The sequence below is a fragment of the Pontibacter beigongshangensis genome (assembly GCF_014332515.1).
In the GTDB taxonomy this organism is placed as follows: Bacteria; Bacteroidota; Bacteroidia; order Cytophagales; family Hymenobacteraceae; genus Pontibacter; species Pontibacter beigongshangensis.
The window spans coordinates 63017-81018 of record NZ_VFSD01000026.1 but is presented as its reverse complement, the minus strand read 5'-3'; the positions used below and the strand labels follow the sequence as shown (position 1 = coordinate 81018).

Genomic DNA, 18002 nt, shown 5'->3' with positions numbered 1-18002 from the left:
AAACACAATGGCTTTAAAAAAATTAAGACCGACAACACCAGGTCAAAGGTTTAGAGTAGCCCCAGCGTTTGATGAAATCACATCCGCTACTCCCGAGAAATCTTTGTTGGCACCTATAAAAAAATCTGGTGGACGTAACAATTCTGGAAGAATGACTATGCGCTACATGGGCGGTGGTCATAAGCAGAAGTACAGAATCATTGATTTCAAGAGAACCAAACATGGCATTCCTGCTACTGTAAAAACAGTAGAGTACGATCCGAACAGAACCGCACGAATTGCTTTGTTGCATTATGCGGATGGTGAGAAAAGTTATATCATTGCTCCTGCCGGTATTCAGGTAGGTACTGTAGTTGTTTCTGGTGCAGGTATTGCTCCTGAAGTTGGCAACTGCTTACCTCTTTCTGACATTCCTCTCGGTACAATTATACATAACATAGAACTGCAGCCAGGAAATGGTGCCGTTCTAGCCAGAAGTGCTGGGTCATATGCCCAACTGGTGGCCAGAGAAGGCCGTTATGTTACTATCAAACTTCCCTCTGGTGAATTGCGCATGGTACTGGTTACCTGCCAGGCTACTGTAGGAACTGTTTCTAACTCAGATCACATGAACGTGAACCTGGGTAAGGCAGGTCGTAACAGATGGTTAGGCAGACGTCCGCGCGTTCGTGGTGTAGCCATGAACCCTGTAGATCACCCAATGGGTGGTGGTGAAGGTAAATCCTCTGGAGGTCACCCACGGTCTCGCAAAGGTTTATACGCCAAAGGCCTAAAAACAAGGAAACCTAAGAAGCATTCAGAACAGTTTATAGTTAGTAGAGGAAAGAAGAAATAAATGGCTAGATCATTAAAAAAAGGGCCTTATATTGACTATAGGCTTGAGAAAAAAGTTGATGTGTTGAACGACTCTGGCAAAAAGTCAGTTATCAAAACCTGGTCAAGAAGATCTATGATCTCTCCGGATTTTGTAGGTCACACATTTGCTGTACATAACGGTAACAAGTTTATTCCGGTTTATGTAACAGAGAACATGGTAGGACATAAGTTGGGCGAGTTTGCCCCTACCAGAAACTTTAGAGGTCACGTTGGTAAAAAAGATAAAGGCAGGAGATAACAATGGAAGCAGTAGCTAAATTAAACAATGTGCCTACTTCTCCTCGCAAAATGAGATTAGTGGCAGGCCTGATACGCGGTAAAAGCGTGTCCAAAGCGCTTGGATTACTTAAGTTTGAGCCTAATGCTGGTGCAGAAAGAGTTGAAAAGCTTCTTTTATCAGCTTTAGCAAACTGGCAGTTGAAAAACGAAGATGCTCGTGTAGAAGACGCAAATCTTTACGTGAAGGAAATTTTCGTTAACGAAGGCAAAATGCTGAAGCGTCTTCGTCCGGCCCCACAAGGCCGCGGACACAGAATCAGAAAAAGGTCAAACCATGTAACAGTAATCATCGATAGCTTGACGGATGAGCAACTGGAGCAGCAGTCAAAGAAATCTAAAAAAGCCACTAAGTAAGAATTATGGGACAGAAAGTAAATCCTATCGGTTTTCGACTCGGAGTTATAAAAGGTTGGGATTCTAACTGGTATGGCGGCAAAGATTTTGCTGAAAAACTGGTTGAAGACGAGAAAATCAGAAAATATATTTTAGCACGTATCCCTAAAGGCGGTATCTCTAAAATCATTATTGAACGAACACTGAAGCGTATTACCATTACCATCAATACGGCTCGTCCGGGTGTAGTGATCGGTAAAGGCGGTCAGGAAGTAGACAAAATCAAAGAGGAACTTAAGAAGCTTACCAACAAAGATGTTCAAATCAACATTTTTGAAATTAAGCGTCCTGAGTTAGATGCCAAATTAGTTGGGGAGTCTATTGCTCAACAATTACAGGCGCGTATCTCTTTCCGTCGTGCTATGAAGCAAGCAATCGCTTCTGCCCTGCGTGTTGGTGCCGAAGGTATCAAAGTTCAGGTGTCAGGTCGTTTAGGCGGTGCTGAAATGGCAAGAACAGAGCATTACAAAGAAGGTAGAACTCCTTTGCACACGCTCCGTGCCGACATAGATTATGCTCTTTCTGAAGCACAAACCGTTTACGGTAAGCTGGGGATTAAGGTATGGATCTTTAGAGGGGAAGTATATGGTAAGAAAGACCTTACACCTAATGCTGGTATAGAAAGCAAGGGTGGCCCTAGTGCACCAGGTGGTGATCGTGGTGACAGACGTGGAGGCAACCGCAATAAAAAAGAGGGTGCCGGCGCTCCAAAGCGCAACAACAAGCGTCGTCAATAATTGATTGATAACATTAATTAAGTACAGAGATGTTACAGCCGAAAAGGACTAAATATAGAAAAATGCACAAAGGCCGCGTGACTGGTCTGGCTCATAGAGGCAGTACTATTTCATTCGGATCCTTCGCAATAAAATCACTCGAAGCCTCCTGGATCACGAGCCGTCAGATTGAGTCTGCACGTATTGCCATGACCAGAGCCATGAAACGTGAAGGCCAGGTTTGGATCAGAATTTTCCCTGACAAGCCCATTACCAAAAAGCCTGCAGAGGTTCGTATGGGTAAGGGGAAAGGTTCCCCAGAATATTGGGTAGCTGTTGTAAAACCAGGTACCATCATGTTTGAATCTGATGGTGTAACACTAGAAGTTGCAAAAGAGTCTTTAAGACTTGCCGCCCAGAAGCTTCCAGTAAAAACAAAGTTTGTAGTACGTAGAGATTACGTTGAGAAATAGTTATGAAAAATTCAGAGATAAAGGCTTTATCTTTAGAAGAGCTGAAAGAGAAGCTAAGCGCTGAGAGCTCCAATATGCAAACCCTGCGTTTTGCACATGCCATATCTCCACTGGAGAACCCAATGAGAATACGTGAGACTAAGCGTGTAATCGCCAGATTGAATACAGAGATTCGTCGTCGTGAATTAGAAGCTAAATCTTAATTACTTAAATAATCATGGAAGAGAGAAATCTTAGAAAAGAAAGAAGTGGTAAGGTTGTTAGCAACAAGATGGACAAATCTATCACTGTACTTGTGGAAAGCAGAATGAAGCACCCTATGTATGGGAAGTTCGTTAGCAAATCCACGAAATTCATGGCACATGACGAGAAGAATGAGTGCAACATTGGAGACACTGTGCGCATTCAGGAAACCCGTCCGCTTAGCAAGAACAAGAACTGGCGTTTAGTTGAAATTATAGAAAGGGCGAAATAAAATGATACAACAGGAATCGAGATTAACTGTAGCTGACAACAGCGGTGCCAAAGAAGTTCTTTGCATTCGTGTGTTAGGCGGTACCGGTAAAAAGTACGCTTCTATCGGTGATAGAATAGTTGTAACTGTAAAATCAGCCCTTTCTTCTGGTAACGTTAAAAAAGGAACCGTTTCTAAGGCAGTTATAGTAAGAACTAAGAAGGAAGTTAGAAGGAAAGACGGTTCTTATATCCGTTTTGATGATAATGCTGCTGTGTTGCTTAATGCAAACAACGAACCACGTGGTACACGTATCTTCGGACCAGTAGCACGTGAACTTCGTGAAAAACAATTTATGAAGATTGTTTCGTTAGCACCTGAAGTTCTTTAATCCCTAATTCAGAATTAATAATGAATAAGAATAAACTTCATGTAAAGACTGGCGATACAGTAAAAGTAATTGCTGGTGATGAGCGTGGCAAAACAGGCCGCATCGTTTCTGTAAATATTGAGAAACAGAAGGTTGTAATTGAAGGGTTGAACCTGGTTACAAAACACAATAAGCCAAGTGCCAAGAACCCTCAGGGAGGGATTTCAAAGGTAGAGGCTCCTATTCATGTGAGCAATGTGGCAATAGTGGACCCTAAATCAGGAGAAGCAACTAAAACAGCCAGAAGAAAAAATAGCGAAGGTAAAACAGAGCGTTATTCAAAAAAGACAGGAGAAGTAATTTAATATGGCTACTGCAAGATTTAAAGAAATTTATCAGAAGGAGGTTGTACCTGCCCTGAAAGAGAAGTTCCAGTACAAGAACATTATGCAGGTGCCGAAGCTTACCAAGATCTCCATCAACAAGGGTATAGGTGCTGCTGTTGCCGACAAGAAACTTGTTGACATTGGTGTAGAGGAATTAACCATTATTACTGGTCAGAAGGCTGTACCCACAATTGCTAAAAAGTCGGTTTCGAACTTTAAGCTGCGTGAAGGAATGCCGATTGGAGCCCGCGTAACGCTTCGTGGAGAGAAGATGTACGAGTTCCTGGATAGGCTGCTGACTGTTGCTCTACCCAGGGTGCGTGACTTCAGAGGGGTGAATGATAAGGGTTTTGACGGAAGAGGAAACTATACCCTCGGCGTAAAAGAGCAGATCATTTTTCCGGAAATCAGCATTGATAAAATCAAAGCTATCAGTGGTATGGACATAACTTTTGTAACGACAGCCAAGACTGATGAAGAAAGTTATGAACTGCTGAAAGCGTTTGGTATGCCTTTCACTAATATCAATAAATAATTACAATGGCGAAAGAAGCAATAAAAGCAAGAGAGCTTAAAAGACAGAAGTTAGTAGCTAAATATGCTGCTAAGAGAGCTGAACTTAAAGCCAAAGGGGATTATGAGGCCTTGGATAAACTTCCAAAAAATGCATCTCCTGTTAGACTACACAATCGTTGCAAGCTTACGGGCAGACCAAGAGGCTACATGAGAAAATTTGGTATTTCGCGTGTAACTTTCAGAGAGCTTGCTTCTGCTGGTAAAATTCCTGGTGTAACTAAAGCTAGCTGGTAAAATTTGCGGTCATATAACAGATATTGAAAAATATTTTTATATCTTTGCGGCTCGCTTATAAAAAAGCAACAATTTAAAGTATGAACACAGATCCAATAGCAGATTATTTAACCAGACTCAGAAACGCCATTAAGGCGAGTCACAGAGTTGTGGAAATACCATCTAGCAATATCAAAAAAGAGATTACTAAAGTATTGTACGAGAAAGGATATATTCAAAGTTACAAGTTTGATGATTCTGGTGTACAAGGCACTATCAAAGTCGCTCTGAAATATAATCCTAGCACTAAGCAATCTGCTATTGTGAAATTAGAAAGGATTAGTAAACCAGGGCTACGTAAATATGCTGGTCATGATAACCTTCCAAGAGTTCTTAATGGGCTTGGAATCTCTATCCTTTCTACCTCCAAAGGTGTGATGACAGAGAAAGAAGCTCGTAATCAGAATATTGGCGGTGAAGTATTGTGTTACGTTTACTAATTTAGGAGGATAGACAATGTCACGTATAGGAAAATTGCCAATCACCCTGAGTAATGGTATTGAACTGACAGTTTCTGAAAAGAACTTAGTTACTGTTAAGGGACCTAAAGGATCCCTGTCGACTCAGGTTGATAAAGATATCATTGTAAAGCAAGAAGACGGTCAGATAATTGTAGACCGTCCTACAGAGCAAAAACGTCATAAAGCCATGCATGGCTTGTACCGTTCATTAATTAATAACATGGTTATAGGGGTGACTAATGGTTACCAGGAAAAGCTTGAATTAGTTGGTGTGGGTTATAAAGCTTCTATGCAGGGCAAGATTCTGGAATTGTCATTGGGTTATTCACATAACATTTTCATGACTATGCCGGAAGAAGTTTCAGTTACTGCTGTAACTGAAAAAGGTAAAGCTCCTGTAATTACACTTGAAAGCAATGATAAGCAACTTTTAGGGCAGGTTGCAGCCAAAATCAGATCCCTTCGCAAAGTAGAACCTTACAAAGGTAAAGGTATTCGTTTCGTGGGTGAAGTTGTAAGAAGAAAAGCTGGTAAGACAGCATCTAAATAATCATCATCATGTCGGCTAATAAAGTACAAAGAAGACTCAGAATTAAACAAGGTATCAGAAACAAAATCTCTGGTACACCTGAAAGGCCACGGTTATCTGTGTTTAGAAGTAACAAGTTTATTTACGCACAGTTAATTGATGACACTACTGGTGTGACACTAGCAGCGGCCTCATCAGCTAAACTTGATGATGCAGCCAAGGCAAATGTGGAGACTTCTGGTAAAGTTGGTAAAGCAATTGCCGAAAAAGCGCTTGAAAAAGGTATTACGCAGGTAGTATTTGACCGCTCTGGCTATTTATACCATGGTAAAGTTAAATCATTGGCAGAAGGTGCTCGCGAAGCAGGTCTTAAATTCTAGAAAGTTATGTTAAAGAATAATATTCGTAGTGTAAAGGCTAGCGAAATCGAGCTTAAAGAAAGAGTTGTAGCCATCAATCGCGTAGCTAAGGTTGTAAAAGGTGGTAGACGATTTAGCTTTGCTGCCATTGTGGTGGTAGGAGATGGAAACGGTGTTGTTGGTTACGGACTGGGCAAAGCCAATGAAGTAACTGATGCCATTGCGAAAGGAATAGATGATGCAAAAAAGAATCTTGTTAAGGTTCCATTGTATCATCATACTGTTCCCCATGCCATGGAAGGAAAATATTCTGGCGGATATGTGTTAGTTAAACCAGCTGCTGCGGGTACTGGTGTTATTGCCGGTGGCGCTATGCGTGCTGTACTTGAGAGCGCTGGCATCAAGGATGTACTTTGCAAATCTAAAGGTTCTTCGAATCCTCACAACGTGGTGAAAGCTACTTTCGATGCACTGGCGAAAATGCGTGACCCATTGGCGGTGGCTCAACAGCGTGGTGTTAACTTACAAAAAGTATTTAACGGTTAAGAGAGATGGCAAAGGTTACAATTACGCAAGTAAAAAGTATTATAGATAGACCAAAAAACCAGAAGCTGACCATTAAAGCTTTAGGTCTTGGTAAAATAAGCAAGTCAGTAACTGTTGAGCTTACACCACAGATTGCTGGCATGGTTAACAAGGTTCAACATTTAGTAGAAGTAAAAGACATATAACATGTATTTAAGTTCATTACAACCTGCAGAAGGATCTGTTAAGGCCAGAAAGAGAATCGGTAGAGGTACGGGTTCAGGTAGAGGTGGAACTTCTACTAGAGGACATAAGGGTGCTAAGTCGCGTTCTGGCTACTCACAGAAGTCTGGATTTGAAGGTGGTCAGATGCCACTTCAAAGACGTGTTCCTAAATTTGGTTTTAAAAACATAAACAGAGTAGAGTACAAAGCCATTAACCTGGATGTTCTTCAGTCTTTGGTTGAGTCATCTGATGTTACTGTTCTTGACTTTGCTTTTTTCAAAGAGCACGGCTTGGTTTCCAAGAATGACAAAGTTAAGATTTTAGGTAGAGGCGAGATTACCAAAGGTATTGAAGTTCATGCCCATGCATTCTCGCAATCAGCTACAGAATCTATAGAAAAAGCAGGCGGTAAAACAGTAGCTCTATAATATTTGTATGAAGAAGTTTATAACAACATTAAAGAACATTTTTGCTATAGAAGACCTAAGAATCAGGATTCTTAACACCTTAGGTTTTATAGTTATTTTTAGATTAGGTTCTTTTGTTGTTTTACCTGGCATTGATCCTAACCAACTCAAAGCAAATACAGGCGGATTATTCGGCTTGTTAGATACTTTTCTGGGTGGTGCATTTAGCAATGCATCCATCTTTGCGTTAGGTATCATGCCATATATTTCAGCCTCTATCGTACTGCAGCTATTAACAATAGCCGTTCCTTATTTTCAGAAAATGCAAAAGGAAGGGGAATCAGGTAGAAAAAAAATCAACCAGATTACCCGCGTCCTTACCATTGTTATTACCCTAGCTCAGGCTGTAGGTTTTGTAGCAACAATCAACAGCGAAGCTATAGCCATTAATACTACTCTTTTCACGATTCTATCGATGATAGTGCTCACTTCAGGAACAATTTTCTGTATGTGGCTAGGGGAAAGAATTACAGATAAAGGCATAGGAAATGGTATTTCTATGCTCATAATGATAGGTATCATCTCCAGATTCCCGGGAGCCTTGGTGGCGGAGTTTATCTCAAATCAGGCCTTCGTATTCTTAATTGAGTTGGCTATTCTTTTCTTTGTAGTTATGTCTGTGGTAATGTTAACACAGGCAGTAAGAAGAATACCTTTACAATATGCTAAGCAGGTTGGCGGCAGCTCCTTATATTCCGGGCAGCGCCAGTTTATCCCTATGAAAGTTAACGCAGCGGGTGTAATGCCTATCATATTTGCTCAATCTCTCATGTTTCTTCCCTCAATGCTTGCATCCATCTGGGCTGATACAAATGAGACAGCCAATTATATTGGTGCTACGTTTTCTGACTTTACTTCTTGGCAGTACAACCTGGTGTTTGGTTTAATGATTCTTATTTTTACTTATTTTTATACAGCCATTAGTGTTAATCCTAACCAAATTGCTGATGACTTAAAGAGAAGTGGCGGCTTTGTGCCCGGCATCAAGCCTGGTAAAGCAACATCAGAGTATATTGATTCAATACTGACCAGAATCACCCTTCCAGGTGCTATTTATCTGGCTTTAGTAGCTATCTTTCCGGCTATTGCCATGCTATTTGGTGTAACTAGAGAGTTTTCTCAGTTTTTTGGTGGGACCTCCTTAATTATCATGGTTGGTGTTGTACTTGATACGCTTCAGCAAATTGAGAGTTACTTATTAATGAAACATTATGATGGCATGATGAAATCTGGTAAACTGAGAGGTAGAACAGAGAATATTGCCATGGTATCCTAATAAATGGTTTATTATAAAAACGAAGAAGAAATTGAGCTACTTCGCCAGAGTGCTTTGATTTTAAGCAAAGCACATGGCGAAATAGCTCGTCTTGTAAAGGAGGGTGTAACAACATCTGCTTTAGATAAACGGGCAGAAGAGTTTATTAAGGATAACGGTGGGCAACCTTCATTTTTGAACTATAATGGGTTTCCTTTTAGTTTATGTATTTCAGTAAACTCCACAGTAGTGCATGGGATGCCAAGTAATTACACCTTGAAGGATGGGGATATTATTTCAGTTGACTGTGGTGTTTATTATAAAGGGTTTCATAGTGATTGTGCTTACACACATGGCGTAGGCAATATTTCTTCTGAAGTACAGGAACTTCTTACTGTTACCAAAGAAAGCCTCTATAAAGGCATAGAAAGAGCAGTAGTTGGATCAAGGATCGGCGATGTAAGTTATGCTGTTCAGCAACATGCAGAGAGCCATGGGTATTCGGTCGTCAGAGAACTTGTTGGTCATGGACTGGGCAGGAATTTACATGAAGGCCCTGAAGTACCTAATTATGGCAAGAGGGGGCAAGGCCTGAAATTGCAAAATGGTTTAGTTATCGCCATCGAGCCAATGATTAATCTTGGAGCAAGACAAATTGTTCAGGAAGAAGATGGATGGACTATACGCACCAAAGACAATAAACCTTCTGCGCATTTTGAACATACCGTAGTGGTAAGAAAAGATGCGGCAGAAATATTAACAACTTTTGATTATATACAACAAGTTAATAATTAATAAATGGCGAAACAATCCTCTATCGAACAAGACGGGACAATTGTAGAAGCATTATCAAATGCAATGTTCCGGGTAGAGCTCGAAAATGGTCATCAGGTTGTTGCACATATTTCCGGTAAGATGAGAATGAACTACATCAAAATTTTACCAGGCGATAGAGTTAAACTGGAGATGTCTCCATATGATCTTACTAAAGGCAGAATTGTTTATCGATATAAATAAATACAATGAAAGTTAAAGCATCAGTTAAAAAGAGAAGTGTTGACTGTAAGGTGATCCGCCGCAAGGGTAAACTTTATGTTATCAACAAAAAGAATCCAAGATATAAACAAAGACAAGGATAATTAAATTAAGTATGGCTAGAATAGCAGGAGTAGATATTCCGGATAACAAGAGAGGTGAGATCTCATTGACGTATATTTTTGGTATAGGTCGTAAGCTGTCACAGGCAATTCTTACTAAGGCCGGGGTGGATCTTGACAAAAAAGTAAAAGACTGGACTGAGGAAGAAGCCAGCGAGATCAGAAATATTATTGCCGGTGAGCATAAAACGGAAGGTGTTCTTCGTTCTGAGGTGCAATTGCATATCAAGCGTTTGATGGACATTGGATGTTACAGAGGTTTGAGACACCGTAAAGGTTTGCCTGTTCGTGGTCAGCGTACGAAAAACAATACCAGAACCAGAAAAGGTAAGCGTAAGACAGTTGCAAACAAGAAGAAGGCTACTAAATAATATTTGATCATGGCTCAGAAAAGAAAAGACAAAGCTAAGAAACGTGTAGTGGTTGTAGAATCAACTGGCCAGGTACACATCAAAGCTTCTTTTAACAATATCATTATCTCAATAACCAATAATGCAGGACAAGTTATATCTTGGGCTTCTGCTGGTAAAATGGGTTTTAAAGGTTCTAAAAAGAACACTCCTTATGCTGCGCAAATGGCAGCTTCAGATTGCGCTAAAGTAGCCCATGATTTGGGTATGCGTAAAGCTGAGGTTTTTGTTAAAGGCCCTGGTGCAGGTAGAGAGTCCGCCATCCGTACTGTGCAAAATTCTGGGATTGAAGTAACTACCATCAAGGATGTTACTCCTTTACCACACAACGGATGTCGTCCTCCAAAACGCAGAAGAGTTTAATTTATCTCAATTCGATTTATTAATTATGGCAAGATATACTGGTCCTAAAAGCAAAATCTCCCGCAAGTTCAACGAAGAGATTTTTGGCCCAAGCAAAGCATTAAAGAAAAAGAGCTACCCTCCAGGCCAGCACGGCCGTGGCAGACGTAAAAAGCAATCTGAATACTCTATTCAGTTAACTGAAAAGCAAAAAGCTAAATATATTTATGGCATGCTTGAAAAACAGTTTGCGAACCTGTTTGATAAAGCAGCCCGTAAAAGCGGTGTTACTGGTGTGGAATTACTGATTTTACTGGAATCCAGACTCGATAACACTGTTTACAGATTAGGTATTGCTCCAACTCGTAGAGCAGCCCGTCAGCTTGTGCTGCACAAGCATATTACAGTGAATGGTGAAGTTGTTAATATCCCATCTTATAGTCTAAAGGTAGGAGATGTTGTAGCTGTTAGAGAAAAATCAAAATCATTGGAGGCCATCACTACCAGCCTTACAGTACGTAATGCTCGTGCTTTTACCTGGTTAGAGTGGGATGCTGCCCAAATGGCTGGTCGATTTGTGGCCACGCCTGAGCGTGACCAAATTCCTGAGAAAATTCAGGAGCAGCTTATCGTGGAGCTTTACTCTAAGTAATCTGCGTAATCAATTTTTAACCTTTAACACTGCAAGTATGTCAATATTAGCATTTCAGATGCCGGAGAAAGTTGTAATGGAAAAAGCCGACGACTTTCATGGGTTATTTGAATTCAAGCCGCTTGAAAAAGGTTACGGAGTAACCATCGGTAATGCTCTGCGAAGAATCCTGCTTTCTTCTTTGGAAGGATATGCAGTAACTAGCATACGCATACCTGGTGTACTGCATGAGTTTTCGTCTGTTGAAGGCGTGGTTGAGGATGTGTCTGACATAATTCTTAACATGAAAATGGTGCGCTTCAAGAAAGTAAGCGATATGGTGGATGATAAAGTTACCGTAACCATTAGTGGAAAAGATACCTTCACAGCCGGCGATATAGATAAATTCACCTCTAGTTTCGAGGTCCTTAATCCTGAGCTTGTTATCTGCAACCTCGATAAGAACATGACTTTAGAGGTAGAGCTTACTATTCAGAAAGGCCGTGGCTACGTACCTGCTGATGAGAATAAGCCTGCAGACCAGGTATTCGGACTTATCGCCATTGATGCTATTTTTACTCCTATAAAGAACGTAAAGTTCAGTGTTGAAAATACGCGTGTGGAGCAAAAGACCGACTACGAAAAACTGGTGCTTGACATTCAGACCGATGGTTCTATTCATCCGGAGGATGCGCTGAAAGGTGCTGCGAATATCCTTATCCAGCACTTTATGCTGTTCTCTGATAATACTATGACTTTTGAAACAGCCAAGCCTGAAGAAGAAGAAGTAGTGGATGAAGAGCTGCTGCACATGCGCAAGGTTCTCAAAACATCTTTACAGGATATGGATCTTTCTGTGAGAGCATACAACTGCCTTAAAGCTGCAGACATTAAAACTCTGGGCGATCTGGTAACGCTTGATATCTCTGATATGATGAAGTTCCGTAACTTTGGTAAGAAATCATTGACTGAGCTGGAAAATCTGGTTCAGGAAAAGGGCTTGACTTTCGGGATGGACCTTTCTAAGTACAAATTAGAAGAAGATTAATAATCATACGGCATAATTCCCGATCCCTGAACAGGTAGATCGACGGTATGCACGTGCACAATTTATAATAATGAGACACGGTAAAAAAGTAAATCACTTAGGAAGAACGGCTTCACACAGAAAAGCGATGTTGTCTAATATGGCAGCCTCTCTTATCCTGCACAAGCGCATATCTACTACAGTAGCTAAAGCAAAAGCCTTACGTAAATACGTAGAGCCGCTTCTGACAAAATCTAAAAGCGATACAACGCATGCGCGAAGAACAGTTTTTGCTTACCTGCAAGACAAAGAGTCTGTAAAGGAACTGTTTGATACTGTAGCCGAGAAAATTGCCACAAGACCAGGTGGCTACACTCGTATTCTGAAAACGGGATACAGAATTGGTGATAATGCAGAAATGTGTGTAATCGAGTTAGTTGACTTTAACGAGGATATGCTGGCTTCGTCTGCGGCAACTGCTGCTGGAGCTAAGAAAACACGTCGTCGTGGCGGTAAGAAAAAAGCTACTGATACCACAGAAGCTACTTCTGCTCCTGAGAATGCTGGTGCTCCTGATGTTGAATCTGATAAAGATGAAACTAAAAGTGCAGAATAAGCATTTTTCTTAAATATTTTTAAAAGGGACATGACGGAAGTCGTGTCCCTTTTTTATTTTTGCATTAAATAAATAAAATGAAGAAACAAACAACCACCGACGCAATTCTTCTTCTGGAAGACGGAACCATTTTTAAAGGCAAAAGCCTGGGACTTATTGGGACAACTGGAGGCGAGTTGTGCTTTAACACCGGCATGACCGGTTATCAGGAGATTTTTACAGATCCTTCCTATTATGGCCAGATTGTAGTAACTACGGTATCGCATGTAGGTAACTATGGCGTGCAGCAGGAGGAAGTAGAGTCTGGAAATATCCAAATCAAAGGTTTGGTGTGCAAGGACTTTTCACACTTCTTTTCGCGCAACACAGCCGAGGGTTCCCTGCAGGAGTATTTTGAGAAAGCTGGCATAGTAGGCATTTGTGAAATTGATACCCGCGCGCTTGTGCGTTATATCAGAGACAAGGGAGCCATGAATGCTGTCATCTCGTCTGAGATCACAGATGTGGAGGAACTGCGTGAGAGGCTGAAGGAGGTGCCGGATATGGCAGGATTGGAACTCTCGTCGCATGTTAGTACTGCCTCCATTTATGAGATGAAACCGGAATATGCAAAATATAGAGTTGCTGTTCTGGATCTTGGTATTAAGAAGAATATTATTAATAACTTAGTGTCACGGGGCTGCGAAATAAAGGTGTTCCCTTACAACACGCCTTTTGATGAGATGGAGAAGTGGAACCCGGATGGCTACTTTATTTCTAATGGCCCCGGCGACCCTGCAGCCACTACAGAAGCGGTGAACAGCGTGAAGCGTATGTTGGAAGATGATAAGCCATTGTTCGGCATTTGTCTGGGCCATCAGGTTCTGGCGCAGGCTAATGGTATTCCAACCTATAAAATGCATAACGGCCACAGAGGGCTGAACCACCCGGTAAAGAATCTGCTGACGGGCCGCTGCGAAGTTACCTCTCAGAACCATGGCTTTGTAGTGGACGGAGAGGCCCTGAAAAATCACCCGCTGGTGGAAGTAACGCATATTAACTTAAATGATAATACCATCGAAGGTATCCGCATGAAAGGAAAACCGGCCTTTTCTGTACAATATCACCCTGAGTCTTCTCCTGGTCCGCACGATTCAGAGTATCTCTTCGATGACTTTGTGGCATTACTAGAACAAAATAAGTAAAACTAAACAACAAGAACCATGAGCTTAATCACTGACATCAAGGCGAGACAGATATTTGATTCAAGAGGTAATCCTACGGTAGAGGTAGACGTAACCACAGAAACAGGTGCGCTGGGGCGCGCTGCTGTTCCTTCCGGTGCCTCTACGGGTGTGCACGAGGCAGTTGAGCTTCGCGACAACGACAAGACCATGTACATGGGCAAAGGCGTGTTGCAGGCCGTTAAAAACGTTAACGACAAAATTGCCGAGGAACTGGTAGGTTTCTCCGTGTTTGAGCAAAACCTGCTCGACAAGATCATGATCGAGTTGGATGGTACTGCCAACAAAGGCAACTTAGGTGCAAACGCTATCCTTGGTGTATCGCTGGCGGCTGCACGTGCTGCTGCGCAAGAGCTGAACATGCCTTTGTACCGCTATGTGGGTGGCGTTAATGCCAATACGCTGCCTGTGCCGATGATGAACATCCTGAATGGTGGTAGCCATGCAGACAACTCCATAGACTTTCAGGAATTCATGATCATGCCGGTTGGTGCTTCTTCTTTCTCTGAAGCACTGCGTATGGGTACGGAGGTTTTCCATCACCTGAAAAACGTGCTGAAGAAGCAGGGTCTTTCTACTAACGTAGGCGACGAAGGTGGTTTTGCGCCAAACATCGCCTCTAACGAAGAAGCGATTAAAGTGGTGCTGCAGGCGATCGAAACGGCCGGTTACAAGCCAGGAGATGATTTCATGATCGCGATGGATGCTGCCAGTTCTGAGTTCTACAACGCTGAAACAGGCCACTACCACTTCAAGAAATCTACCGGCGATAAGCTGACTTCTTCTGAAATGGTTAGCTTCTGGGCCGACTGGGTGAAAAAATACCCTATCATCTCGATCGAAGACGGTATGGCCGAAGATGACTGGGCTGGCTGGAAACAACAGACAGAAGCCATCGGCGACAAGTGCCAGCTGGTAGGCGACGACCTTTTTGTAACGAACGTGAAGCGTCTGCAGCAAGGTATTGACCAGAAAATAGCCAACTCTATCCTGATCAAAGTAAACCAGATCGGTTCGCTTACCGAAACCATCAACGCCATTAACCTTGGCCTGCGCCACGGCTATAAAAGCGTGATGAGCCACCGTTCCGGCGAAACAGAAGACAATACCATTGCCGACCTGGCAGTAGCGTTGAACACGGGCCAGATCAAAACCGGTTCGGCTTCGCGCTCCGACAGGATGGCGAAATACAACCAACTGCTTCGCATTGAAGAAGAACTGGGCGAAACAGCTTATTTCCCCGGAAAGAAGTTCTAAGTACCGTTCCTGAAAAATAAATATGGCTAAGGCTGTGGGTTATATAACTCACAGCCTTATTTTTGTATAAGCACCAAATGCAGAGAGAGCTATGATGAGGCATATTCCAAAATTTTTCCGCAATTTTTATTTTGTAACCGCAGCACTGTTCTTGGTTTGGATGTTCTTCTTCGATTCGAACGACTTTATTACCCAGTACCGCATGAGCAAGCAGCTGAGCGAAAAGGAGGAGGAGAAGCAGTATTACCTCGACAAGATAGAGGAAGTGCAGAAAGATAGGCGTGAACTGTTGAGTAACCCGGAACTGCTGGAGAAATTTGCCCGCGAAAATTACCTGATGAAGCGCCCCACAGAAGATGTCTTCATTATCGTGCCCAAGAAGAAGCCGTAACCAAAGCCCTCTCGACGAGTCCCCTTAACGAGCAGCAGCACCTCTGGAGGGCTGATTTCATTAGAATAATTTGCTGAATGATACAATATGAGGCAGCCCTTCCTGAAAATTTATCGGGAAGGGCTGCCTTTTTATTATGGTTAGCCTGCTGGTAGAATGAAAGTAGAATCGGTTACTCTATTTTTTTCCCAGCCATGGCTTGCTTAATGGAGATCTGCATTACGCGCTCCGCAAAAGGGCTTGTCTGCTCCTCCAGCGTATCCACGGCTCGTAAGATAGTGTCTTTGTCGTTGGTGGGGAGGGCGTCGCGCAGGTTTTGCAGGTTGGTTCTGGTCAGGGTTATCTCCTCTTCCGTCAGGTGCTCGCCGTTCTTCTCCAGAAAGCGCTCTACCTGGTAGAGCAACTGCTCAGCGGTGGTGCGGGCCTCTATCACCATGCGGGCCGAAACGTCTTCGCGGGCGTGGGTAATGGAGTCCATCAGCATCTGCTCTACCTGCTCATCGGTAAGGCCATACTGTGGTTTTACCTCCACTTCCTGCCGTGTTCCCGATCGTAGTTCCACCGCCTCTACCTTCAGAATACCGTCAGCATTCAGGATAAAGTTTACGTCCACCTTCGGAAAACCAGCTGGCATGGCGGGTATTCCTTTCAGGTCGAACTCAGCCAGTTTGCGGTTTTCTTTTACCAAATCGCGCTCGCCCTGGTAAACCGATATCTTCATGTTTACCTGCCCGTCTACGGAGGTGGTGTACTGGCGCCCGGCTTTGGTCGGTATTTTGGAGTTGCGCGGAATAATGGAGTCCATCAGGCCGCCCATGGTCTCTATGCCCAGGGTAAGTGGCGTTACGTCCAGCAGCAGGATGTCTTTGCGGTTACCAGCCAGTATGTCGGCCTGTATGGCTGCTCCCAGCGCCACTACCTCGTCGGGGTTGAGGGCATTATTGGCAGGCTTCCCGAAGAAATCTGACACTGTATCGTATACCAGCGGCACCCGCGTGGAGCCCCCTACCATGATCACGGCATCGATCTGCTCCGGCTGCAGGTTGGCATCGGTCATGGCCTGGCGGCAGCTCTCGATGGTTTGGGCAACGATCGGGGCAATCATGGTTTCGAAGGTGTGGCGCTCCAGGTGGCAATTAATTTTATCTGAAATGTTGCCGATGTACACTTGCTGCGAGCTCAGCGCCTTCTTGGCTTCCTCGGCTTTCAGGCGCAGCTCCTGCGAGAGGTGCTTGTCTTCGTTCACGGTATCGGCCAGCAGCTGGTTCTCCTGAATCCAGTGGTTAATAATGGCGCGGTCCATGTCGTCGCCGCCAAGGTAGGTGTTGCCGTGGGTGGAGAGTACTTCAAAGATGCCCTGGTGTATGCTCAGGATCGAGATATCGAAGGTGCCGCCGCCCAGGTCGTATACGGCTATTGTCTTCTCCTCGGTTGGGTCTATGCCAATGCCGTAGGCTAAGGCGGCTGCAGTGGGCTCGTTCACGATGCGCAGCACCTCCAGCCCGGCCAGCTTGCCGGCATCGCGGGTGGCCTGCCGCTGCGAGTCGTTAAAATAGGCGGGCACCGTAATCACGGCCCGGTTCACGGGTGTTTTAAGGGAGTGCTCCGCCCGCTCACGCAGTTCTTTGAGTATCTCTGCTGACAGCTCAATGGGTGAGTAAAACGTGTCGCCTACCCGGATCTTTACCAGGCCTTCACTGTCGTCGTCGATGATTTTGTAGCCGAAGTAATCTTTATGCTCGCCCAGGTCTCCGTACGATTTGCCGAGCAGGCGCTTGACGGAATAGATGGTGTTGGCCGGGTCTGTGATCAGGTACTCTTTTGCGTCGGTTCCGACTATTGCCTCCCCGTTTTTCGGGAAATGCACCACCGAGGGCACGATGGTGCCGCGGCCCTGGTCGTTTATCGCTATTGCGTTTTTGTCTTCGGGATGAATGTAGGCAACCAGGCTGTTGGTGGTCCCCAAGTCTATGCCTACAATTACCTCTTCCTGCTGAAGAGCCCCTGTAGAGAGGTTTATCGCTACTTTTGCCATAGTGTCTGAATATAGATGAAGCCGCCGCTCCTGAAGCAGCAGCGCTATGGTGTAAAGTTACGAATAATTTGGGAAGTGAGGTTGAAGGAGGGTTTAGGAGGATAACTCCAATTATTCTAATGAAATCGGCCCTCCAGAGGCGCTGCTGCTTTGATTCCCTTTGCTCTGCCATACTTAAGCAACGATCCTCGGAGAGCACCTTTCATAAAATATGCGCAGCCGGAAACTCCATACAGCAGTAGATTCATGTTCAAATTTGAGCATTAGCACATCAGCCAAATATTCCAATCAAAAA

At 43.5% G+C, this 18002-nt stretch carries 30 protein-coding genes; 29 read left to right on the top strand and 1 reads right to left on the bottom strand.

The annotated features are described in order from the left end of the window. The first annotated feature begins 7 nt into the window (after positions 1-7). The 29 genes from rplB (at position 8) to FJM74_RS18885 (ending at position 15672) form a co-directional block, all read left to right on the top strand. Complete coding sequence (gene rplB, locus FJM74_RS19025; protein WP_187264225.1) at positions 8-835, top strand: 50S ribosomal protein L2; 828 nt, start codon at positions 8-10, stop codon at positions 833-835. Further along, positions 836-1114 (top strand): 30S ribosomal protein S19, encoded by a 279-nt coding sequence (gene rpsS, locus FJM74_RS19020; protein ID WP_187264224.1) that lies wholly within the window; start codon positions 836-838, stop codon positions 1112-1114. A gap of 2 nt (positions 1115-1116) precedes the next feature. Beyond that, complete coding sequence (gene rplV / locus FJM74_RS19015; protein ID WP_187264223.1) at positions 1117-1509, top strand: 50S ribosomal protein L22; 393 nt, start codon at positions 1117-1119, stop codon at positions 1507-1509. 5 nt (positions 1510-1514) lie between these two features. Beyond that, positions 1515-2285, top strand: a complete 771-nt coding sequence (gene rpsC / locus FJM74_RS19010; protein ID WP_187264222.1) for a 30S ribosomal protein S3 — start codon at positions 1515-1517, stop codon at positions 2283-2285. A gap of 29 nt (positions 2286-2314) precedes the next feature. Further along, complete coding sequence (rplP, locus tag FJM74_RS19005; RefSeq protein ID WP_187264221.1) at positions 2315-2737, top strand: 50S ribosomal protein L16; 423 nt, start codon at positions 2315-2317, stop codon at positions 2735-2737. Between the two features lie 2 nt (positions 2738-2739). Continuing rightward, on the top strand, positions 2740-2940 hold the full coding sequence (gene rpmC / locus FJM74_RS19000; RefSeq protein ID WP_187264220.1) for a 50S ribosomal protein L29: 201 nt from the start codon (positions 2740-2742) through the stop codon (positions 2938-2940). A gap of 14 nt (positions 2941-2954) precedes the next feature. Next, a complete protein-coding gene (gene rpsQ, locus FJM74_RS18995; protein WP_018476848.1) occupies positions 2955-3212 on the top strand; it encodes a 30S ribosomal protein S17 in 258 nt (85 codons plus the stop codon). 1 nt (position 3213) lies between these two features. Then, positions 3214-3582 (top strand): 50S ribosomal protein L14, encoded by a 369-nt coding sequence (gene rplN / locus FJM74_RS18990; RefSeq protein WP_147920494.1) that lies wholly within the window; start codon positions 3214-3216, stop codon positions 3580-3582. A 20-nt stretch (positions 3583-3602) separates the two neighbouring features. Beyond that, positions 3603-3926, top strand: coding sequence for a 50S ribosomal protein L24 (gene rplX / locus FJM74_RS18985; protein ID WP_187264219.1), 324 nt, complete (start codon positions 3603-3605; stop codon positions 3924-3926). Position 3927: 1 nt separating this feature from the next. Then, positions 3928-4482: a 50S ribosomal protein L5 gene (gene rplE, locus FJM74_RS18980; RefSeq protein WP_187264218.1), complete on the top strand. Its 555-nt coding sequence runs from the start codon at positions 3928-3930 to the stop codon at positions 4480-4482. A 5-nt stretch (positions 4483-4487) separates the two neighbouring features. Then, the gene (rpsN, locus tag FJM74_RS18975) at positions 4488-4757 is read left to right on the top strand and encodes a 30S ribosomal protein S14 (RefSeq protein ID WP_187264217.1); all 270 of its coding nucleotides are present in this window, start codon (positions 4488-4490) and stop codon (positions 4755-4757) included. An 80-nt stretch (positions 4758-4837) separates the two neighbouring features. After that, entirely contained in the window at positions 4838-5236 is a 399-nt protein-coding gene (rpsH, locus tag FJM74_RS18970) for a 30S ribosomal protein S8 (RefSeq protein ID WP_187264216.1), read from the top strand. Between the two features lie 16 nt (positions 5237-5252). Then, a complete protein-coding gene (gene rplF / locus FJM74_RS18965; RefSeq protein ID WP_187264215.1) occupies positions 5253-5807 on the top strand; it encodes a 50S ribosomal protein L6 in 555 nt (184 codons plus the stop codon). Positions 5808-5815: 8 nt separating this feature from the next. After that, entirely contained in the window at positions 5816-6166 is a 351-nt protein-coding gene (gene rplR / locus FJM74_RS18960; protein WP_187264214.1) for a 50S ribosomal protein L18, read from the top strand. 6 nt (positions 6167-6172) lie between these two features. Continuing rightward, positions 6173-6691 (top strand): 30S ribosomal protein S5, encoded by a 519-nt coding sequence (rpsE, locus tag FJM74_RS18955; protein WP_187264213.1) that lies wholly within the window; start codon positions 6173-6175, stop codon positions 6689-6691. Positions 6692-6696: 5 nt separating this feature from the next. Continuing rightward, positions 6697-6876 (top strand): 50S ribosomal protein L30, encoded by a 180-nt coding sequence (rpmD, locus tag FJM74_RS18950; protein ID WP_187264212.1) that lies wholly within the window; start codon positions 6697-6699, stop codon positions 6874-6876. 1 nt (position 6877) lies between these two features. Further along, positions 6878-7324, top strand: coding sequence for a 50S ribosomal protein L15 (rplO, locus tag FJM74_RS18945; RefSeq protein ID WP_187264211.1), 447 nt, complete (start codon positions 6878-6880; stop codon positions 7322-7324). 7 nt (positions 7325-7331) lie between these two features. Continuing rightward, a complete protein-coding gene (secY, locus tag FJM74_RS18940) occupies positions 7332-8639 on the top strand; it encodes a preprotein translocase subunit SecY (protein ID WP_187264210.1) in 1308 nt (435 codons plus the stop codon). 3 nt (positions 8640-8642) lie between these two features. After that, positions 8643-9413, top strand: coding sequence for a type I methionyl aminopeptidase (gene map, locus FJM74_RS18935; protein WP_187264209.1), 771 nt, complete (start codon positions 8643-8645; stop codon positions 9411-9413). A gap of 3 nt (positions 9414-9416) precedes the next feature. Beyond that, a complete protein-coding gene (gene infA / locus FJM74_RS18930) occupies positions 9417-9635 on the top strand; it encodes a translation initiation factor IF-1 (RefSeq protein WP_025609076.1) in 219 nt (72 codons plus the stop codon). Positions 9636-9640: 5 nt separating this feature from the next. Then, entirely contained in the window at positions 9641-9757 is a 117-nt protein-coding gene (rpmJ, locus tag FJM74_RS18925; RefSeq protein ID WP_071890035.1) for a 50S ribosomal protein L36, read from the top strand. Positions 9758-9768: 11 nt separating this feature from the next. Then, complete coding sequence (gene rpsM / locus FJM74_RS18920) at positions 9769-10146, top strand: 30S ribosomal protein S13 (RefSeq protein WP_187264208.1); 378 nt, start codon at positions 9769-9771, stop codon at positions 10144-10146. A 9-nt stretch (positions 10147-10155) separates the two neighbouring features. Then, a complete protein-coding gene (rpsK, locus tag FJM74_RS18915) occupies positions 10156-10548 on the top strand; it encodes a 30S ribosomal protein S11 (RefSeq protein ID WP_114778264.1) in 393 nt (130 codons plus the stop codon). Positions 10549-10573: 25 nt separating this feature from the next. Beyond that, positions 10574-11179, top strand: coding sequence for a 30S ribosomal protein S4 (rpsD, locus tag FJM74_RS18910; protein ID WP_187264207.1), 606 nt, complete (start codon positions 10574-10576; stop codon positions 11177-11179). 37 nt (positions 11180-11216) lie between these two features. Beyond that, complete coding sequence (locus FJM74_RS18905; RefSeq protein ID WP_187264206.1) at positions 11217-12206, top strand: DNA-directed RNA polymerase subunit alpha; 990 nt, start codon at positions 11217-11219, stop codon at positions 12204-12206. 70 nt (positions 12207-12276) lie between these two features. Then, positions 12277-12801, top strand: coding sequence for a 50S ribosomal protein L17 (gene rplQ / locus FJM74_RS18900; RefSeq protein ID WP_187264205.1), 525 nt, complete (start codon positions 12277-12279; stop codon positions 12799-12801). Positions 12802-12878: 77 nt separating this feature from the next. Beyond that, positions 12879-13985, top strand: coding sequence for a glutamine-hydrolyzing carbamoyl-phosphate synthase small subunit (gene carA, locus FJM74_RS18895; protein WP_187264204.1), 1107 nt, complete (start codon positions 12879-12881; stop codon positions 13983-13985). Positions 13986-14003: 18 nt separating this feature from the next. Further along, positions 14004-15281, top strand: coding sequence for a phosphopyruvate hydratase (gene eno / locus FJM74_RS18890; RefSeq protein ID WP_187264203.1), 1278 nt, complete (start codon positions 14004-14006; stop codon positions 15279-15281). Between the two features lie 91 nt (positions 15282-15372). Then, positions 15373-15672 (top strand): FtsB family cell division protein, encoded by a 300-nt coding sequence (locus FJM74_RS18885; RefSeq protein ID WP_187264202.1) that lies wholly within the window; start codon positions 15373-15375, stop codon positions 15670-15672. A 172-nt stretch (positions 15673-15844) separates the two neighbouring features. Here the strand turns inward: FJM74_RS18885 and dnaK are convergent, their stop codons facing one another. Continuing rightward, on the bottom strand, positions 15845-17707 hold the full coding sequence (gene dnaK, locus FJM74_RS18880; RefSeq protein WP_187264201.1) for a molecular chaperone DnaK: 1863 nt from the start codon (positions 17705-17707) through the stop codon (positions 15845-15847). Positions 17708-18002 lie beyond the last annotated feature (295 nt).

What these genes read in the sequence shown, in the direction of transcription:
- rplB (WP_187264225.1), top strand. Translation starts at nt 8, where the DNA reads ATGGCTTTAAAAAAATTAAGACCGACAACACCAGGTCAAAGGTTTAGA.
- rpsS (WP_187264224.1), top strand. Translation starts at nt 836, where the DNA reads ATGGCTAGATCATTAAAAAAAGGGCCTTATATTGACTATAGGCTTGAG.
- rplV (WP_187264223.1), top strand. Translation starts at nt 1,117, where the DNA reads ATGGAAGCAGTAGCTAAATTAAACAATGTGCCTACTTCTCCTCGCAAA.
- rpsC (WP_187264222.1), top strand. Translation starts at nt 1,515, where the DNA reads ATGGGACAGAAAGTAAATCCTATCGGTTTTCGACTCGGAGTTATAAAA.
- rplP (WP_187264221.1), top strand. Translation starts at nt 2,315, where the DNA reads ATGTTACAGCCGAAAAGGACTAAATATAGAAAAATGCACAAAGGCCGC.
- rpmC (WP_187264220.1), top strand. Translation starts at nt 2,740, where the DNA reads ATGAAAAATTCAGAGATAAAGGCTTTATCTTTAGAAGAGCTGAAAGAG.
- rpsQ (WP_018476848.1), top strand. Translation starts at nt 2,955, where the DNA reads ATGGAAGAGAGAAATCTTAGAAAAGAAAGAAGTGGTAAGGTTGTTAGC.
- rplN (WP_147920494.1), top strand. Translation starts at nt 3,214, where the DNA reads ATGATACAACAGGAATCGAGATTAACTGTAGCTGACAACAGCGGTGCC.
- rplX (WP_187264219.1), top strand. Translation starts at nt 3,603, where the DNA reads ATGAATAAGAATAAACTTCATGTAAAGACTGGCGATACAGTAAAAGTA.
- rplE (WP_187264218.1), top strand. Translation starts at nt 3,928, where the DNA reads ATGGCTACTGCAAGATTTAAAGAAATTTATCAGAAGGAGGTTGTACCT.
- rpsN (WP_187264217.1), top strand. Translation starts at nt 4,488, where the DNA reads ATGGCGAAAGAAGCAATAAAAGCAAGAGAGCTTAAAAGACAGAAGTTA.
- rpsH (WP_187264216.1), top strand. Translation starts at nt 4,838, where the DNA reads ATGAACACAGATCCAATAGCAGATTATTTAACCAGACTCAGAAACGCC.
- rplF (WP_187264215.1), top strand. Translation starts at nt 5,253, where the DNA reads ATGTCACGTATAGGAAAATTGCCAATCACCCTGAGTAATGGTATTGAA.
- rplR (WP_187264214.1), top strand. Translation starts at nt 5,816, where the DNA reads ATGTCGGCTAATAAAGTACAAAGAAGACTCAGAATTAAACAAGGTATC.
- rpsE (WP_187264213.1), top strand. Translation starts at nt 6,173, where the DNA reads ATGTTAAAGAATAATATTCGTAGTGTAAAGGCTAGCGAAATCGAGCTT.
- rpmD (WP_187264212.1), top strand. Translation starts at nt 6,697, where the DNA reads ATGGCAAAGGTTACAATTACGCAAGTAAAAAGTATTATAGATAGACCA.
- rplO (WP_187264211.1), top strand. Translation starts at nt 6,878, where the DNA reads ATGTATTTAAGTTCATTACAACCTGCAGAAGGATCTGTTAAGGCCAGA.
- secY (WP_187264210.1), top strand. Translation starts at nt 7,332, where the DNA reads ATGAAGAAGTTTATAACAACATTAAAGAACATTTTTGCTATAGAAGAC.
- map (WP_187264209.1), top strand. Translation starts at nt 8,643, where the DNA reads ATGGTTTATTATAAAAACGAAGAAGAAATTGAGCTACTTCGCCAGAGT.
- infA (WP_025609076.1), top strand. Translation starts at nt 9,417, where the DNA reads ATGGCGAAACAATCCTCTATCGAACAAGACGGGACAATTGTAGAAGCA.
- rpmJ (WP_071890035.1), top strand. Translation starts at nt 9,641, where the DNA reads ATGAAAGTTAAAGCATCAGTTAAAAAGAGAAGTGTTGACTGTAAGGTG.
- rpsM (WP_187264208.1), top strand. Translation starts at nt 9,769, where the DNA reads ATGGCTAGAATAGCAGGAGTAGATATTCCGGATAACAAGAGAGGTGAG.
- rpsK (WP_114778264.1), top strand. Translation starts at nt 10,156, where the DNA reads ATGGCTCAGAAAAGAAAAGACAAAGCTAAGAAACGTGTAGTGGTTGTA.
- rpsD (WP_187264207.1), top strand. Translation starts at nt 10,574, where the DNA reads ATGGCAAGATATACTGGTCCTAAAAGCAAAATCTCCCGCAAGTTCAAC.
- FJM74_RS18905 (WP_187264206.1), top strand. Translation starts at nt 11,217, where the DNA reads ATGTCAATATTAGCATTTCAGATGCCGGAGAAAGTTGTAATGGAAAAA.
- rplQ (WP_187264205.1), top strand. Translation starts at nt 12,277, where the DNA reads ATGAGACACGGTAAAAAAGTAAATCACTTAGGAAGAACGGCTTCACAC.
- carA (WP_187264204.1), top strand. Translation starts at nt 12,879, where the DNA reads ATGAAGAAACAAACAACCACCGACGCAATTCTTCTTCTGGAAGACGGA.
- eno (WP_187264203.1), top strand. Translation starts at nt 14,004, where the DNA reads ATGAGCTTAATCACTGACATCAAGGCGAGACAGATATTTGATTCAAGA.
- FJM74_RS18885 (WP_187264202.1), top strand. Translation starts at nt 15,373, where the DNA reads ATGATGAGGCATATTCCAAAATTTTTCCGCAATTTTTATTTTGTAACC.
- dnaK (WP_187264201.1), bottom strand. Translation starts at nt 17,707, where the DNA reads ATGGCAAAAGTAGCGATAAACCTCTCTACAGGGGCTCTTCAGCAGGAA.